Origin of the sequence: Rhodococcus sp. MS16 (assembly GCF_013277795.1) — a bacterium.
Classification (GTDB): domain Bacteria; phylum Actinomycetota; class Actinomycetes; order Mycobacteriales; family Mycobacteriaceae; genus Rhodococcus_F; species Rhodococcus_F globerula.
The window spans coordinates 635,690-651,627 of record NZ_VBTM01000001.1 but is presented as its reverse complement, the minus strand read 5'-3'; the positions used below and the strand labels follow the sequence as shown (position 1 = coordinate 651,627).

Genomic DNA, 15,938 nt, shown 5'->3' with positions numbered 1-15,938 from the left:
CTCGATGACACAGAATGTGAACACCGAAAAGCTGTCCGCCGCAGGCGTTTCCATCTGGCTTGACGATCTTTCGCGAGATCGCATCCAGTCCGGAAACCTGCAGAACCTGATCGACACCAAGTCCATCGTGGGTGTCACCACCAACCCGTCGATCTTCCAGGCAGCCCTGTCCAAGGGTTCGGACTACGACGCGCAGGTCCGCGAGTTGGCCCAGCGCGGCGCCGATGTCGACGCCACCATCACGGCGGTCACCACCGACGACGTACGCGCAGCGTGCGACATCCTGGCTCCGCAGTTCGAGGCGTCGAACGGCGTCGACGGCCGCGTGTCCATCGAGGTTGATCCTCGCCTGGCACACGACACCGACGCGACTGTCGCGCAGGCCATCGAACTGCATAAGATCGTCGATCGCCCGAACGTCCTCATCAAGATCCCCGCGACGCTGGCCGGCATTCCCGCCATCGCTAAGGTGATCGGTGAAGGCATCAGCGTCAACGTCACTTTGATTTTCTCGGTCGAGCGCTACGAAGCCGTCATGGGTGCATACCTCGACGGTCTGGAGACCGCGAAGGCTGCGGGCCGCGACATCTCGTCCATCGAGTCGGTGGCGTCGTTCTTCGTTTCCCGCGTGGATTCCGAGATCGACAACCGCCTCACGGCGATCGGCACGCCGGAGGCTCTCGAGCTTCGCGGCAAGGCTGCACTCGCAAATGCTCGTCTGGCATACAACGCATACCAGCAGGTCTTCGAGGTGCAGCCGCGCTTCCAGGGACTCCTGGCTGACGGCGCCAAGGCCCAGCGTCCGCTGTGGGCGTCGACGGGCGTGAAGAACCCTGACTACCCGGACACGCTCTACGTCACGGAGTTGGTTGCACCCAACACGGTCAACACCATGCCGGAGAAGACGCTCGACGCACTTGCCGACCACGGTGAGATCACGGGCGACACCGTCTCGGGCACCGCCCAGGAGTCGCAGGCAGTGTTCGATCAGCTCGCAGCCGTCGGCATCGATCTCGCGGACGTGTTCAATGTCCTCGAGACCGAGGGTGTCGACAAGTTCGAGGTGTCGTGGAACGAGTTGCTCGACGCGACTGCCGAGCAGCTCCGCGCAGCAACCCAGAAGAGCTGAGCCTGTGAGCGATTCCGCGGCGGCATCAGATTGGGTCAACCCCCTCAGAGACAGCACGGACAAACGTCTTCCGCATATTGCCGGGCCTTGTGCCCTGGTGATTTTCGGGGTCACCGGTGACTTGGCGCGGCGCAAGCTGATGCCGGCCATCTACGACCTAGCCAACCGAGGGCTGCTGCCGCCCGGATTCGCTCTGGTCGGGTTCGCCCGGCGCGACTGGACTGACGCAGACTTCGCACAGGTAGTTCTGGACGCGGTCAAGGACGGTGCTCGCACCAAGTTCCGGCAGAGCGTGTGGGAGCGGCTGGCGGACGGCATCCGATTCGTCAAGGGCAACTTCGACGATTCCGAGGGCTTCACGAACCTGGCCGACACTTTGGCCACACTCGACACCGAGCGGGGAATCGGTGGAAATCACGGCTTCTACCTCGCGATCCCGCCGGATGATTTCCCGCAGGTTCTCGAGCAGTTGTCGTCGTCCGGGCTTGCCCAGGCAGAAGAAGGCCAGTGGCGACGCGTTGTCATCGAGAAGCCGTTCGGTCACGATCTCGAAAGTGCTCGTGAACTGAACGCTGTGGTCAACAAGGTGTTCCCCGAGGACACGGTCTTCCGTATCGACCACTACCTCGGCAAGGAAACGGTTCAGAACATCCTGGCTCTGCGTTTCGCGAACCAGCTGTTCGATCCGATCTGGAACGCGCACTACGTCGACCACGTTCAGATCACGATGGCCGAGGACATCGGTCTCGGTGGCCGCGCCGGATATTACGACGGGATCGGCGCCGCTCGCGACGTCATCCAGAACCACCTGCTGCAACTGCTGGCGTTCACCGCGATGGAAGAGCCCATCAGCTTCGAGCCGCTCAACCTGCAAGCCGAGAAGATCAAGGTCCTCTCCGCCACCAGGCTCGCCGAACCTCTCGACGAGACCACGGCCCGTGGCCAGTACACGGGCGGCTGGCAGGGTGGTCTCCCGGTTGTCGGGCTTCTCGAAGAGGACGGCTTCGCGGCTGATTCCATCACCGAGACGTATGCGGCCATCACGCTCGAGGTCGACACTCGACGTTGGGCGGGTGTGCCGTTCTACCTGCGCACCGGTAAGCGTCTGGGTCGCCGGGTCACGGAGATCGCCGTGGTCTTCAAGCGTGCGCCTCACCTACCGTTCGACAAGACCATGACCGACGATCTCGGCCAGAACGCATTGGTCATCCGGGTGCAGCCCGATGAAGGCGTGACCATGCGCTTCGGGTCGAAGGTTCCGGGATCGAGCATGGAAGTACGCGACGTCAACATGGACTTCTCGTACGGCCAGGCCTTCACCGAGTCTTCACCCGAAGCCTACGAGCGACTCATCCTCGATGTCCTGCTCGGCGAGCCGTCGCTGTTCCCGGTGAATGCCGAAGTCGAATTGTCTTGGGAGATCCTCGATCCCGTCCTCGAGCATTGGGCTGCCGGCGGCAAACCGGACCCGTACGAGGCCGGTACCTGGGGACCGGAATCTGCCGACGAAATGTTGAACCGCACCGGACGCGAATGGAGGCGACCCTAGTGATTCTCGATTTGCCGTCAACCACCACGGTCCAGGTCAGCAAGAAACTGGTCGAGGTACGCAAGACCGGCGGCGCTGTCACGTTGGGTCGTGTGTTGACTCTTGTTGTCTGCACCCGCGACACCGGCAACGCCGAAGAAGCGATCGAGGCAGCCAACGAAGCAAGCCGCGAGCACCCGTGTCGCGTCATCGTGCTGCTGCGCGGCGACGAGCAAAGCGAACCACGCCTCGACGCTCAGATCCGCGTCGGCGGCGACGCCGGCGCCTCGGAAGTTGTGGTGCTACGTCTCTACGGTCCGCTGGCGGATCACGAGAGCAGTGTTGTCATCCCGTTCCTGCTCCCGGACACACCGGTAGTCGCGTGGTGGCCGCTCGAGGCTCCCGCGATTCCGGCCAAGGATCCGGTGGGCAAGCTCGCCGTCCGTCGTATCACCGACGCCACCGGCGCACCTGATCCGACGGCGACTATCAAGGGGCGACTCGCGTCGTACACCGCCGGAGACACCGATCTGGCGTGGAGCCGCGTCACGTACTGGCGCGCGCTGCTGGCGTCGGCACTCGATCTGCCGCCACACGAAAACGTCACATCTGCTGTGGTGTCCGGCCTGAAAACCGAACCCGCACTGGACATTCTGGCTGGCTGGTTGGCTGCGAAGACCGGAGTTCCGGTATACCGCCGCACCGGCGCACTGAATGTCGAGTTGAAGCTCGAGACGCGCAGCATCTCCATCAGCCGCCCGCAGGAGGGCACAACTGCAACGCTGATCCGGACGGGTCAGCCGGATGCACTTGTGTCCCTTGGTCGCCGGGAGACACGCGATTGCCTCGCCGAGGAACTACGTCGACTCGATCCTGACGAAATCTACGAAGAGGCACTGGCCGGCCTCGAGAAGGTGACATATGAGTGATGTTGTCGTAGAAAAGTTTTCGGACGCGGGCCAGTTGGTCGATGCGGCCGCCGCACGTTTGGTAGACACCATCGTCGAGGCTCAGAAGACTCGCGGCGTTGCGTCCATCGTTCTGACCGGCGGCGGAACCGGCATCGCACTGCTCGAAAAGTTGCGCAAAACTCCTGGTGATATCGACTGGGCGCAGATCGACCTGTACTGGGGCGACGAGCGTTTCCTCCCGGCCGGCGATCCGGAGCGTAACGAGGTTCAAGCGCGCGAGGCGCTACTCGATCATGTTCCGGTCGATCCGGATCGGGTACATCCGATGGCTGCGTCCGACGGCATCTACGAAGGCGATCCAGACGGCGCGGCAACAGCCTACGAGCAGTTGCTGGGCGCGCAGGCGCACGGCAAGCAGGTCCCCACATTCGACGTGCACCTGCTTGGCATGGGCGGCGAAGGACACATCAACTCTCTGTTCCCGCACACCGACGCGGTTCGTGAAGAGTCTCGTTTTGTGGTCGCGGTGACGGACTCCCCCAAGCCCCCGCCGGTCCGCATCACTCTGACTTTGCCCGCCGTTCAGCGCGCGAAGGAAGTGTGGCTGCTCATTTCCGGCGCAGCAAAGGCTGAAGCTGTTGCTGCTGCCGTTGGCGGCGCTGCAGCGGTCGACTGGCCATGTGCCGGCGCCACAGGATTGGTTGCCACCCGGTGGTTCCTCGATTCGGACGCTGCCTCGCAGTTGCCCTGATCTCAGATTCACTCCGGCCGGGAGTCGTCTTCGGGCGACTCCCGTGCCGGTGGAACTTCTGTGGCCACTCCCCCACGACGGCTGCTACGCACAATTGCTAGCCTGCTCGAATTTCTTCGTGCCACAACCGAACTCATCGGCGTGACACCGTTTCTCCACTCGGCACTCTGCCCGACACAACGATTCATGTTCCCCCCGGTCCATGTTCTTGAGCACTCATGAATTTTGACGCGCCCAGAGCGCTTTCGGTTCCTCCTGTGTTTCGAGGCCTTGAAACGTGGCAGCGCCGGCGAGCAGAATCGGACAATGGCGTGGACACCTAAACCTGATGCCCTACGCGGGCGAGTAGCTGTTGTTGCCGGGGCAACGCGGGGCGCTGGACGCGGAATCGCCGCAGCATTAGGCGAGGCGGGCGCCACGGTTATCTGCACTGGACGGAGCACGTCCACCGGCATCCTTCAGTCGGACTACCCGCGGAGCGAAACCATCGAGGAGACCGCCGCTCTGGTCACCGAATTGGGTGGCGTCGGAGTACCGATTGCCGTCGATCACCTCAAGAGCACTCGAGTTGCTGATCTCGCTGAGCAACTACGCACCGACTACGGACATATCGACATCTTGGTCAACGACATCTGGGGCGCAGAGTTACTCAAGGGTGGACCGGCGGAGTGGAACACTCCGGTATGGGAACACGATCTGGACAAAGGCTTTCACATCTTGCGCCTGGCGATCGACACCCACATCACCACGTCGCATCATCTGCTGCCGCTCATGATCGATCGGCCAGGTGGACTGGTTGTCGAAATAACCGATGGCACTACCGAATACAACGCCTCGAACTATCGCATCTCAGTGTTCTACGACTTGGCAAAAGTGTCGGTGAACAGGCTCGCATATTCGCAGGGCCATGAACTTGGCCCGTTCGGATGTTCCGCCGTTGCCATTACTCCGGGTTTCCTGCGATCGGAGATGATGCTCGATAATTTTGGTGTCACAGAATCGAATTGGCGCGACGCACTACTGCCGAATCGGGATGGGCCGACTGCGCCACCTGATTTTGCTCGTTCCGAGTCGCCGAGATTTGTCGGACGCGCAGTGGCCGCCCTTGCCGCTGATCCGAATCGTGCCCGATGGAATCAGCGATCTGTCAGTTCGGGTGAACTCGGAGCAGAGTACGGGTTCGCCGACATAGATGGTTCGAGGCCCAACTTCTGGCAGCCGAAGCCGGACTAATCGACGGCACGATGGTCGTCGCGCTTGTCCTCGACCTCACGCAATGACCACCCTTGAACAAAGCGCTTCGCGTTGACCAAATATGCACGAAGGTGGGTAGTCAATCTCGAGATTTCCCAAGGTTCCAGATTCGCCATACCTAATGGTCTCATTTCAGAACGCGTGGGTAGATCGGGGGCCTGACCCATCACTCCGGTTTGATGAACCGAGCTTCGACCGTCGGCGAAACTGGGATGAGGTGGACAATCCGTTCAGTGACCGGTAGCTCCTGGATGGCAGTGATCGCCTCCCACTTAAACGCGCCACACTCATTTGTCGGCAGGTCCGGAGCAAGCAGTCCCAGGCCTTGATCGTCTACGAGCCACACAATCGGAGGCGTCGGCTGGTCCACAAAGCAGGTGCGGATTTCCGGCGGTGCATCGGACGGAAGCCGGTAGCCTGCAATAACGGCGTCCATATTGCCCTCACGTCGTTCCTCGACCCACGACACTGAGTGCTCTACGACGCCAGCGCTCCAGTCACCCTCACAAGTGACCACTCGGACGGGCACAAAATCAGCCGGGATCGGCCGCGGTTCTGGAACCGGTGCTGCTGCCTGCGGCAAGTCCGAGAATCCGAGAAGGTTACCGGCCAGGCACGTTGGCTCCACCAGGCCGGGCACATTCACCCGCGACGTCGGTGGCGCAACGTCGTCCGCGTTGTTGCTCGGCGCACCACATCCCACTAACAAGGCGACGGCCGCAACGCCCAGCAATTCCCGTGAATACCGCATGAATGCACCGTACTGCTCAATCGATTGTCGAATGCACAGTCGACAACGCTCGATGACGATATGTTCGACACGTGACCACAGAAAGCCCCGAGACGATCGACCAGTACATCGCGTCCTTCCCGATCGATGTGCAACCGGTGCTCGAGAGCGTCCGTCAGACCATCCACGAAGCAGTCCCCGGCGTCGGCGAAACCATCAGCTACCAAATGCCGACCATCACGGTCGACGGCAAAAGCCTGGTGCATTTTGCCGGATGGAAACACCACATTTCGATGTATCCACTCCCCGAGGGCGACGCCGAATTCGAGAAGGCAATCGACCCGTATCGATCAGCCAAAGCGACGGCGAAGTTTCCGTTGAACAAGCCGATCCCGCTCGACCTCGTCGCGAGGATTACCGAATTGCTCGCGGCCAGACACTAACCCGGCCTTCCGAAGGCTTCCAACATCCGCGCGCGAATTGTGCATCCGCGCGGTTGATCAACCGCGCGGATGCACAATACCCCTGCGGCAGTGGTGGTATCGACGGTTCAGCCCACCGGAACAGTCAGTGGCAACCAAGGCGTTAGGCCGTCTATCGGACAGTCGCGATTCCGGCCAGGATGAGATCGATGCCGGCAAGAAATTGGTCGCGGTCGTCGTGATCACGCAACTGCGGTGCCACCTGACGTAAGAACGGGTACTCGGCTGAGTCGAGTTGTTCCCACCCTGAGGTGATTGTCGCGAGGAAGGCCGATCGATCCGTCTCGCGTGCGTGAAGGCGGGCCCCTGCGGCATACTGTCCGGCCAGGCCGAGGACATAGTTCACGAGTGCGGAAGCGCAGTCGAACTGCGCGGATTCGGGAACTCCGAGTTCTTGGAGTTGCCGGCCAACGCCTTCGAATATCTGCAGCACCGCGGACTGCCACGGCTCACGAGAGAGCTGGGTGCCGACCCACGGGTGCGCGTCGATTGCGTCGAAGACATCGAGAACAGTAGTGCGGATGGTTTCCCGCGGCGTCGCCCCTGGGACGACGCCGGTCATAACACGTGTGATGACGTCGGTGGTCGTCGCTGCAAGCAGTTCGTTCTTGTTTGCAACGTGCCAGTAGATTGCGCCACTTCCGGTTGCCAGGCGAGACGCCAACGCGCGAAATGTCAGCGCGCCCTCGCCCTCGGTGTCGAGGATCTCGATCGCGGCCTCGACGATTCGCTCTTTCGACAGTGCATCCGTGCGTCGTTCGTTCCGCTGCGACTTTGTGTCCATCTGTCCATCTTGACATATCTGGAACACTGTTCCAAGATCGACAATGGAACAACGTTCCAATCTCATTGAAAGGAATTAAAACCATGACAACTCCAGTCACGATCATCGGAGCCGGCCTCGGCGGCCTCACCCTCGCGCGTGTCCTCCACGTTCACGGCATCGCTGCAACGATCTACGAGTCGGAACCCTCCAAAGAAGCCCGCACGCAGGGAGGCCAGCTCGACATCCACGAAAACAACGGACAACTTGCGCTCGCAGCGGCCGGTCTCACCGACCAGTTCCGCGCGATCATCCACGAAGGTGGCGCGGCTTCACGGATACTCGACCAACACGGCACGGTGCTGCTCGACGAACCGGACGACGGCACCGGTGGACGCCCCGAGGTGCTTCGCGGGGATCTTCGCCAGATCCTGCTCGACTCACTACCTGACGGAACCATTGAGTGGGGACGGAAAGTGTCCAGTGCCGTTTCCCTCGGCGACGGCCGGCACGAACTCACCTTCGACGACGGCACAACCGTCACTACCGGCCTTCTCGTGGGCGCCGACGGCGCGTGGTCGAAGATTCGACCTCTGCTCTCCGACGCCGCACCCGAGTACGTGGGCACCGTATTCATCGAGACATACCTGCACGATGTTGACGAGCGACACCCCGCGACAGCCGACATAGTCGGCAGCGGCGCTCTGTATGCGCTCGCCCCAGGTAAGGGAATCACCGCGCACCGCGAGTCCGGCGGCGTCATTCACACGTACGTTCAACTGAACCGGCCCGCCGAGTGGATTGCGAGCATCGATTTCACCGACACCGCCACATCGATTGCTCGAGTCGCGGCCGAATTCGACGGGTGGGCACCAGAACTCACCGCGCTCATCACCGCGGGCGAAACCGCGCTGATCTCGCGTCCGATCCACGCTCTCCCAAGTGATCACCAGTGGGACCACGTTCCGGGGGTGACGCTCCTCGGTGACGCGGCGCACCTGATGGCGCCGTCCGGCGAGGGAGCAAACTTGGCAATGTACGACGGCGCCGAACTCGGGAAGGCGATTGCAGCGCATCCTGACAATCTCGAAGAGGCACTTGCCGACTACGAAGCGGCGATGTTCTCCCGCAGCCAATCGGAAGCTGCGGACGCAGACGTGATCCTGGGACTCTGCCTTGGCGACCGCGCTCCGTTCTCACTCGTCGAGTTCTTCACCGCCCCACAGCCTGCGCATTCGTAACGCTTATCGGTCGTCGCATGTCACGCTTGTGAGACATATCCGTACCGGGTACGCGATATCGACATCGAGGGATGGTCACATGACATACGACAAAGCACTGGCAGACCGGATCCGCGATGCACTCGTGAGCGAGGACGACGTCAGCGAGGTGAAGATGTTCGGCGGCCTGAGTTACATGGTCAACGGACAATTGGCGGTCGCAGCGAACTCTCACGGCAACCTCTTGATCCGCTGCGCGCCGGAACGCGTCGACGAACTGCTGCTACACAAGGGCGCACACTGGCCTGACATGCGCGGAAAGCCGATGAGCAAAGGGTGGGTCGAGGTCGATCGCACTGGCACCAGTTCAACCGTGGAGTTCAACGCCTGGATCAAGGAAGCCCTGGATTTCGCGCACTCACAGTAGCCTCACACCTCTAATTGAACACGTTCAACTATGGCGCGTAGACTCAGTTTTGAACACGTTCAAAACTAGGAGACGTCATGAGTAGTCGCGGAACTGAGACGCGGGAAAAGCTTGTGGATACCGCCTTGCGACTCTTCCGCGACGAGGGCTTCCAGTCGACAACCATGCGCCGGATCGCAAGCGAGGCAGGCGTCTCTCTCGGAAATGCCTACTACTACTTCGCCAGCAAGGACGAACTTGTCCATGAGCTGTATCTGGTCGTCCAGCGCGATCACCGCGATCGGGCACTTCCACTGTTGCGCCAGGGCGGCTCACTCACGGAGAACCTGAAGACAGTTCTGCACTCCGGACTCGATGTCATGACGCCCTATCACGACTTCGGCGGAACATTCCTGCAAAGTGCGTTACCTACCACCTCGCGATCCAGCCCGTTTTCGGTCGAGTCCACCGATGCCCGAGCAATGGCGATCGATCTGATGCGCGAGGCTCTGACTGCCTCCCACCAGCGGACACCGCCCTCATTGGAGAAACAGCTCCCCACACTTCTGTGGCTCACCTATATGGGTGTGACTCTGCACTGGGTCACCGATTCGTCGCCCGGACAAGCACGTACGCGTGCATTGGTCGACGGTCTCGCCCCAGTGGTCGCGAAAACCGTCAAACTCGCCCGCCTACCAGTGGCCAGGAGCTTGGTCGGTGACGTCACGAAATTGATGGCCAAAGTCACTGCGCGAGACGAGGAGACCGTGCGATGAGCACCATGAATTACGTCGTCATTTGCGGAGCGTCGGGCTATATCGGGCAGTACCTTCGTCGCTCGCTCGAAGCCAGTGGGATCAATGTTCGGACGATCGGGCGGAGCGACTCGAGTGATGCCACTTGGTCCGACAGACAAGGCGTCGTCGACGTTCTGGATGGAGCGGATCTGGTTGTCAATCTCGCCGGACGCTCGGTGAGCTGCCGCTACAACAAGCGCAACGCCGATGAGATCTTTTCCTCACGGGTGGAAACCACGGCGCAGCTTGGTCGCGCACTGGCCCGCACACCACAGCCGCCATCACTCTGGATAAATGCCAGCACCGGCACAATCTATCGGGACGCTCGTGATCGGCCGATGAACGAGAGGACCGGCGAGCTGGGAACAGGATTCTCGGTGGCTGTCGCGCGAGCTTGGGAGCAAGAGCTGTTCGAGGCACTGACAACCGTTCGCAAGGTGGCGCTTCGGATGTCGATCGTGCTCGGCGCCGGCGGCGGGGCGATTAATCCGTTCATCAATCTGGCCCGCGTCGGCTTCGGCGGAAGAATGGGCGACGGTCGGCAGATGTTCAGTTGGGTTCACGTCGATGACTTAGTTCGTTCCATCACCCACGTCTACGAGCACCAGGCCATCTCCGGTCCGGTCAATGTCGCCTCGCCCGTTGCGGTGACCAACGACGTGTTGATGCGTGAGGTGCGTGCATCCCTGGGTCGAGCGCGCGGGTTGCCGACGCCCGGCTGGATGCTGAAGTTGGGCGCACGCGTAATACGCACCGAAGCCGAGTTAGTGCTCAAGAGCCGCTGGGTGGACCCGGGCGTGCTCGCCGATACCGGCTTCGAGTTCACATTTCCGACGCTGGACACGGCGCTCAACCAGATAGTTCAGGAGACTCCGCGAGGCTTGCTTCCCGTTGCTTTGGGCTGACAGTCCGGGCCAGGTCTGCACTCACGTTCAATTGAATATTGTCGAATCGGTCACAACACAGAGGGCGGTCCCTAGACTCCGAAGAAGCTAGACATGAGCAACAACGTTGTTAGAGAGAGTCGGTCCACCCAGTGACTATTCGGGTAAGTCAGCCGTATGAGCAGCAGCCGTTCGGGATTTCACCCCGGGTACCTCAGATGCCGATGCCTGCTCATTTCAGGCCGAATCTGATCGCAGCAGCGCTCTCGTGTGTCGGCATCATCATCGGCAGCATCGGTCCGTGGACGTCGTTCCTCGCGCTGGGTAGTTCCGGTATCGGCGAATGCGGCGTGATCACCCTGATCCTCGGGATCGGTGCGGCTTTCGCATTGACTCCGCTTCTTTCGAGGGGCGTCACACCGCAGGTGAAGAACCACTGCATTGGCCCCTTGGCGGGAATCGCAGTCTTGATCGTTGCCGTCGGCAACGCCGCCTGCATACTCCAACGCGGTACCGAGATCGCCGGAAAGATCATTGGACCGTCAGTGGGATGGGGGCTCTGGTTGGTCGTGATCTCCGCGCTAGTTCTGTGCATTACGTCATCGACGCTCGCGCAACTGATCAGAGCGCAGGCCACCACTTAGAGCCTCGAGATTACGAGCGGCGTTTCAACCTGACGTTCCCGGCAACCGAGCCACGGAGCATCGACGGCGTCATGAACGGACGTTGCGCTGACGCGCGGAATCTGCGCCGATCAACAGTGTTATTACGGCAAGTACCCCGAAGCCCGCCGTCAGTGTCGCGACGGCTGCCACGCCTGCGACGATCAGCGGGCCGCCCGCGTCACCGAGTTCACGTCCCAGTTCGGCTGCACCCATGGTTTGACCCATGCGCTCCTCGGGCGTCGATGCAGCAAGTGCGGCAAAGCCGAGGGGCGTGATGATGCCGGTGCCGATGCCGACAGCAACTGCCGCAGTGAGAATCCCGACCAGCCCCGGAATCATGGCAAGCGCCAGACCGGCGGCGGTGACAACCAATCCCCATGCCACACCTCGCTCGACGGTGATTTTTCCCGCGTCGAGTGCTCGCCCTGCTCGCGGTTGAGCAAATGCCGCACACAACGCCAGTACTGACACGGCCGCACCTGTTGCTATCGGTCCAAGGCCCGCATCAACGCCGGCAACTGGGAGAAACCCCACACCGACCGACAGTGCGGCAGTCGACGCCGCAAGAGCTGCGGTGGGACCGAGGAACTGACGATCACTCAGGCGACGAGCCAAATCAACCACGGTTTGCCTGGCCCGAGGTAGCGGCGGAAGCGCAGGTACCACGACCTTGGCCCAGATCGCGACAACCAGCGCGAGGACGGCCATGACTGCAAACAGAAGTGTGAGACCACCGATCCACACGATCACACCGCCCAGCAACGGGCCGAGGGTATAGCCCAGACTTTTGTAGAACCCGTAAGTTCCGAAGGCACTGCCGTGCTTACCTTTTCGGGTCAATCGAGCAACCGAAGAACTAGCTGCCGGCGAGAATGCCGATGCTGCCGCACCTTGGCCGAGCCGCGCCAACCACAACCAATCCGTATCCGCGACAACAACAAACAGAAACGATGCTGCGGCAAACGCGACGAGCCCGCCGAGCAGAACCGGCTTTGCGCCGATCCGATCTGCCAGCGTGCCGAACACAGGTTTGAGCAGGACTTCGGCGCCGTCGTACAGGGCCAGCAGTAGACCGAGATAGAGCAGCGAATTCGCCAGATCGTCGAGATCGAACACGAGGTTCGCCGCAACGGCATGGGCTCCGAATGCAGTCGTGAACCCGGCCGCGTACAGCGGCCACATCTGCCATCGCGCGCCTTCGACCTGGGCTTTGTTGTCACTCATGTGAGATCACCGTCGTCAATGCCTTCAGGAGAGTGCAGTGCGTTGATCACTCGCTCCGAGTAGTCCTCGAACCGCAGGGTGCACTGCTGGAGCGCCGCCGTTGCGCTTTCCGCATTCCTCGCGCCGAATACGTCGCGCGCCTTCAAGTCTCGATGCCAGCGACGAAGCCTGTCCAGGCTCTGCTCTTCTTCCTCGAGTTCTGCGAGTGTAAATTTCTGGATCCGGATCTCCTTGTCGAGCTCGGCCTCGTATTTCGCACAGTCCGACAGGAATTCGGTCCAGTCTTCCTCGCGGGCCGCGGTGAACATCGCGGCGAATCGCGAGTTGTCTTCCTCGCTCGCACCCGTTGCGTTGAGGAAGACAATTTCACCGGACGCGCGGTCGACAAGTTCTTTCGCACGGTCGACGCCTGCCGCGAATGCCGGAACGTTGGGCACAGCCCAGGTGCCTTGCCCGATCGACAACGCACCCACTTTGCGCAGTTCTCGCCACACGGCAACACGGTGGCGCGTCGGCTCGGCAGCAATCTTGATCAGGATTATCCGCCAACTCACGGATGACTCGGAATTCACACTGGAGAATGTATCACCCGTTACATCTCAAAGTGTGAAGCCCGTTTCCATCCGCATCGCTCACTTACCCTCATCTGGGCTGCCAACACTGCTCTGAGTGGGTCTGTTTCGGTTCCGCCAGGATCGAATTGCAAAGACGGTCGACGCGACAACAGCTACCAGCCAGATACCGAAACTCACCCAATCCCAGCCCGAAGGCGACGATGTCGACGATGTCACCGCGCCGATATACGAAGGGCCGATCATGACGACCAGCCAGACCGACACCACTGTGAAGTACCACCGGTCGAGCCGTTCATTTTCGTACCATCGCTCGGCCATCAGCCGATCGTCGCACAGCACTCGTCCGCGTAGTGTGAATAAACCAGACCATCAGCGCTGGGTTCAGGAGGTGCCGTGATGATCCCGATTCCGCCTTACGGACTCGGTACCAGTTGGAAGATCTGGACGCCATGGCTGGTTCCCCTTGTGGAATGGTCGAATGCGGAGTGGTGGAACACCTGGCACTGACTCGCGGCGATCAATCAACGTACCAAAAGCTAAAGTCCCAAAAGCTAATGTCGATGTATGACAAGGCTTTCGGTAGCAAAGTTGCTGAGCATAGCGGCGCTGTTCACAACGGGCCTGGCTGGATGCGGCGCTCCGTCCGAACCATCACCGGAGAAGGTTGAAATCGGCACCGCCTACAGCTACAAGATGTACACCCACTGCGGTGCGCGAGAAGCCAAGTTCGCCGGCGAATACTGGGAAGCGGTCAACACTGATGCTCGGCGAAACAACTCGCCCTCCGGTTGGGACGACCCGTACCAGAAGGGCACTATGACCCGGTTAACCGAAACCGCAGCTGTTTTCGAGGCTGACGGGAGAGAGAAGCGCTATCTATTACGACCGGGCGCCACAACTTTCCAACAAGTCTGCTCCTGATCGCACTCACGCAGCGCCGCAACGACGCATGGAGAATCGCAGTATGCCCCCACGCCTGGGTTGGATCGGCGATTCGTTGCCCGATAGCGCGACATGGCTCGCGCCCTACCCGTACCCCGACGCAGGACCGACTGGTCACTGGTTAGCCGACCGTTACCCGCATGTTCTGCGGATCCTGCACCCGGCCTATATCCATTACGACGGCGAGCCTCGAGCGGTGACATGGTCTCAGGTCGCCACTGCCGTGGGCGCAGAGATGATTGTCGGGACGCAGTTTTCCGAGATCGTCGGAGCGTGGTTTCCCAATAGTGTCGGACGCCCGGATCCGTGCGCGACAATCGAGGGCATCTTCGACACTGAACCGGAAATGGGGTCACTGCCGCCAGAGCTGATCGATGTCGTCTACGACCACTTCGACGACGTGCAATCGGGACTGTTCTGGGACGGGTGGGGCGAGTTCCTCGACGAACCGATCCGCGGTTGTGCTCGCGTCTCGGATGGCCTGCAGGGGTGGAACTACCAGGTAGTCACGACAGCCCGGCCCCCCGCACACCGCGCCACACGGACGCGCACCCCGAACTTTTGGTGGCCCGCGGACCAAACCTGGTGCGGCGCAACCGGGATCGACGAGATGGACACGCTTGTCGTGTCCGCCGACCTCGCCCGGCTCAAATCCGTCCACGCGAACCCAGGTCTCGAAACACAGTTGTATTCACGCTGACAAACCGCGCACCATTGCATCTGCCAACCCCGGTGGCGCACAGTGAAGTAGTGGAGAATTCGCAGCATCGACACGCGGCACATCCGGAACGCACACCGGCTTACGGCGTCGTGATGATCATCGTGGCTCTGGCTGCGGCGATTACCGTCAGTTTTGTCGGTCCGACATGGTTGCGGATTGCGGTGTACGTCTTGGCAGGTGCCGCGATTGCAGTCGGGTTCGTTTTCACGCTGCGAGACTACTCGAACTGAACTGCTCCCCGAATGTCAGAACTGAACTTGTCAGTCCGAGATTCGGGGAGCAGTTCACGCAGAACGATGGCTGCTATGCGGCGCTGCCCATGCTCGCTGAGTCGAAGCTGCCGAGCCCGGTGCTACCGAGACCGCTGCTCCCGACACCGCCCAGTGCGAGCGCATTGCTGCTGCCTGCGCTGAAAAGCTGGACAATTATGTTGATCACGACGGGGTCACCGGTGAGCGGAATTGTAGGCACAGGAAGACCTGCTTTCTGTTTCGCGGGTGGATACGAATGTGCGTGGGAGACAGTGAGGTCTGTCAAAGTCCGCCGACACTACTGAATTCAATGCTTCCGGCACTGCCGAACGAGACGATCGGGCCGGCACTTCCGAAACCGAGTGCGCTGGCAAGAGAGCCGAAGTCGATGACCAGGCTGCCCTGGGTGTACGGCGAGTTGATCACGATGATTCCTGTCTGCGACGTTACGGTGCGAGCGGGTGGAGCGATCAGGGCACGGGCGTCGTGGGATCTTCGCCGCCGCCGGGGAGCGGAGCGTTGTTGGTGAAGAGAAAGCTGCTGCCCGCGTTGAACATCTGCAGGACGGTGTTCATGACGACGGCCAAAGCGCCGGTCGTTGGTGAGGCGATCATGTATTACTCCTGGCCTAAGCGGGGTGGCGGTGTGGTCACCCCCTCAGATCGTGGGGGCGAGAAACGTGCCCCTGTGCGAAGGATCTCGCAC

The 15,938-nt window shown here is 61.1% G+C and carries 22 protein-coding genes; 14 read left to right on the top strand and 8 right to left on the bottom strand.

The genetic code is table 11. The features are described 5' to 3' along the window. Nucleotides 1-4 precede the first annotated feature (4 nt). The 5 genes from tal (at nt 5) to FEZ60_RS03105 (ending at nt 5,552) form a co-directional block, all read left to right on the top strand. Complete coding sequence (gene tal / locus FEZ60_RS03125; protein ID WP_045068064.1) at nt 5-1,129, top strand: transaldolase; 1,125 nt, start codon at nt 5-7, stop codon at nt 1,127-1,129. Between the two features lie 4 nt (nt 1,130-1,133). Then, the gene (gene zwf, locus FEZ60_RS03120; protein WP_033232114.1) at nt 1,134-2,678 is read left to right on the top strand and encodes a glucose-6-phosphate dehydrogenase; all 1,545 of its coding nucleotides are present in this window, start codon (nt 1,134-1,136) and stop codon (nt 2,676-2,678) included. Continuing rightward, nucleotides 2,678-3,586, top strand: a complete 909-nt coding sequence (gene opcA / locus FEZ60_RS03115; RefSeq protein WP_092808104.1) for a glucose-6-phosphate dehydrogenase assembly protein OpcA — start codon at nt 2,678-2,680, stop codon at nt 3,584-3,586. Before zwf ends, opcA begins: the two co-directional genes overlap by 1 nt. Then, complete coding sequence (gene pgl / locus FEZ60_RS03110; protein WP_095886271.1) at nt 3,579-4,319, top strand: 6-phosphogluconolactonase; 741 nt, start codon at nt 3,579-3,581, stop codon at nt 4,317-4,319. The genes opcA and pgl overlap by 8 nt, the downstream gene beginning before the upstream one ends. Before the next feature lie 306 nt (nt 4,320-4,625). Continuing rightward, nucleotides 4,626-5,552 (top strand): SDR family oxidoreductase, encoded by a 927-nt coding sequence (locus FEZ60_RS03105; protein ID WP_172935490.1) that lies wholly within the window; start codon nt 4,626-4,628, stop codon nt 5,550-5,552. Here FEZ60_RS03105 and FEZ60_RS03100 read toward each other — a convergent pair. Together FEZ60_RS03100 and FEZ60_RS03095 are read right to left on the bottom strand one after the other, a co-directional pair. Next, the gene (locus FEZ60_RS03100; protein ID WP_155276677.1) at nt 5,549-5,689 is read right to left on the bottom strand and encodes a hypothetical protein; all 141 of its coding nucleotides are present in this window, start codon (nt 5,687-5,689) and stop codon (nt 5,549-5,551) included. The two genes, FEZ60_RS03105 and FEZ60_RS03100, sit on opposite strands and share 4 nt — an antisense overlap. A 50-nt stretch (nt 5,690-5,739) precedes the next feature. Next, a complete protein-coding gene (locus FEZ60_RS03095; protein WP_172935489.1) occupies nt 5,740-6,324 on the bottom strand; it encodes a hypothetical protein in 585 nt (194 codons plus the stop codon). Nucleotides 6,325-6,395: 71 nt separating this feature from the next. Here FEZ60_RS03095 and FEZ60_RS03090 point away from each other — a divergent pair, with 71 nt between their 5' ends. Next, nucleotides 6,396-6,746, top strand: coding sequence for a DUF1801 domain-containing protein (locus FEZ60_RS03090; RefSeq protein ID WP_033232119.1), 351 nt, complete (start codon nt 6,396-6,398; stop codon nt 6,744-6,746). A gap of 151 nt (nt 6,747-6,897) precedes the next feature. On the opposite strand, the gene FEZ60_RS03085 is transcribed toward FEZ60_RS03090, so the two are convergent. After that, nucleotides 6,898-7,569 carry a TetR family transcriptional regulator gene (locus FEZ60_RS03085; RefSeq protein ID WP_172935488.1) on the bottom strand — a complete coding sequence of 224 codons (672 nt, stop codon included), beginning with the start codon at nt 7,567-7,569 and terminating at the stop codon, nt 6,898-6,900. An 83-nt stretch (nt 7,570-7,652) separates the two neighbouring features. Between FEZ60_RS03085 and FEZ60_RS03080 the strand changes: the two genes are divergently transcribed. From FEZ60_RS03080 to FEZ60_RS03060, 5 genes are all read left to right on the top strand, one after another. Beyond that, entirely contained in the window at nt 7,653-8,789 is a 1,137-nt protein-coding gene (locus FEZ60_RS03080; RefSeq protein WP_172935487.1) for an NAD(P)/FAD-dependent oxidoreductase, read from the top strand. Between the two features lie 79 nt (nt 8,790-8,868). Continuing rightward, on the top strand, nt 8,869-9,195 hold the full coding sequence (locus tag FEZ60_RS03075; protein WP_116103202.1) for a TfoX/Sxy family protein: 327 nt from the start codon (nt 8,869-8,871) through the stop codon (nt 9,193-9,195). 77 nt (nt 9,196-9,272) lie between these two features. After that, nucleotides 9,273-9,950, top strand: a complete 678-nt coding sequence (locus FEZ60_RS03070) for a TetR family transcriptional regulator (protein ID WP_172935486.1) — start codon at nt 9,273-9,275, stop codon at nt 9,948-9,950. Then, nucleotides 9,947-10,876, top strand: a complete 930-nt coding sequence (locus tag FEZ60_RS03065) for a TIGR01777 family oxidoreductase (RefSeq protein WP_242484369.1) — start codon at nt 9,947-9,949, stop codon at nt 10,874-10,876. The genes FEZ60_RS03070 and FEZ60_RS03065 overlap by 4 nt, the downstream gene beginning before the upstream one ends. 197 nt (nt 10,877-11,073) lie before the next feature. Further along, nucleotides 11,074-11,499 carry a hypothetical protein gene (locus FEZ60_RS03060; RefSeq protein ID WP_202025587.1) on the top strand — a complete coding sequence of 142 codons (426 nt, stop codon included), beginning with the start codon at nt 11,074-11,076 and terminating at the stop codon, nt 11,497-11,499. A 69-nt stretch (nt 11,500-11,568) separates the two neighbouring features. On the opposite strand, the gene FEZ60_RS03055 is transcribed toward FEZ60_RS03060, so the two are convergent. Further along, nucleotides 11,569-12,744 carry an MFS transporter gene (locus FEZ60_RS03055; RefSeq protein WP_242484368.1) on the bottom strand — a complete coding sequence of 392 codons (1,176 nt, stop codon included), beginning with the start codon at nt 12,742-12,744 and terminating at the stop codon, nt 11,569-11,571. Next, complete coding sequence (locus FEZ60_RS03050; protein ID WP_051730339.1) at nt 12,741-13,316, bottom strand: Chromate resistance protein ChrB; 576 nt, start codon at nt 13,314-13,316, stop codon at nt 12,741-12,743. The genes FEZ60_RS03055 and FEZ60_RS03050 overlap by 4 nt, the downstream gene beginning before the upstream one ends. A 567-nt stretch (nt 13,317-13,883) precedes the next feature. Between FEZ60_RS03050 and FEZ60_RS03045 the strand changes: the two genes are divergently transcribed. The 3 genes from FEZ60_RS03045 to FEZ60_RS03035 are packed head-to-tail and all read left to right on the top strand — an operon-like array spanning nt 13,884 to nt 15,212. Further along, nucleotides 13,884-14,240, top strand: a complete 357-nt coding sequence (locus FEZ60_RS03045) for a hypothetical protein (protein WP_116103201.1) — start codon at nt 13,884-13,886, stop codon at nt 14,238-14,240. 43 nt (nt 14,241-14,283) lie between these two features. Next, on the top strand, nt 14,284-14,961 hold the full coding sequence (locus tag FEZ60_RS03040; RefSeq protein ID WP_116103199.1) for a hypothetical protein: 678 nt from the start codon (nt 14,284-14,286) through the stop codon (nt 14,959-14,961). A 50-nt stretch (nt 14,962-15,011) separates the two neighbouring features. Beyond that, nucleotides 15,012-15,212, top strand: coding sequence for a hypothetical protein (locus FEZ60_RS03035; protein ID WP_147307779.1), 201 nt, complete (start codon nt 15,012-15,014; stop codon nt 15,210-15,212). Between the two features lie 73 nt (nt 15,213-15,285). Here FEZ60_RS03035 and FEZ60_RS03030 read toward each other — a convergent pair whose 3' ends face one another. The 3 genes from FEZ60_RS03030 to FEZ60_RS03020 form a co-directional block, all read right to left on the bottom strand. Then, entirely contained in the window at nt 15,286-15,453 is a 168-nt protein-coding gene (locus FEZ60_RS03030) for a hypothetical protein (RefSeq protein WP_165826287.1), read from the bottom strand. A 62-nt stretch (nt 15,454-15,515) separates the two neighbouring features. Next, nucleotides 15,516-15,659: a hypothetical protein gene (locus FEZ60_RS03025; protein WP_165826289.1), complete on the bottom strand. Its 144-nt coding sequence runs from the start codon at nt 15,657-15,659 to the stop codon at nt 15,516-15,518. Nucleotides 15,660-15,703: 44 nt separating this feature from the next. Then, nucleotides 15,704-15,847 carry a hypothetical protein gene (locus FEZ60_RS03020; protein ID WP_165826291.1) on the bottom strand — a complete coding sequence of 48 codons (144 nt, stop codon included), beginning with the start codon at nt 15,845-15,847 and terminating at the stop codon, nt 15,704-15,706. Nucleotides 15,848-15,938: the final 91 nt, after the last annotated feature.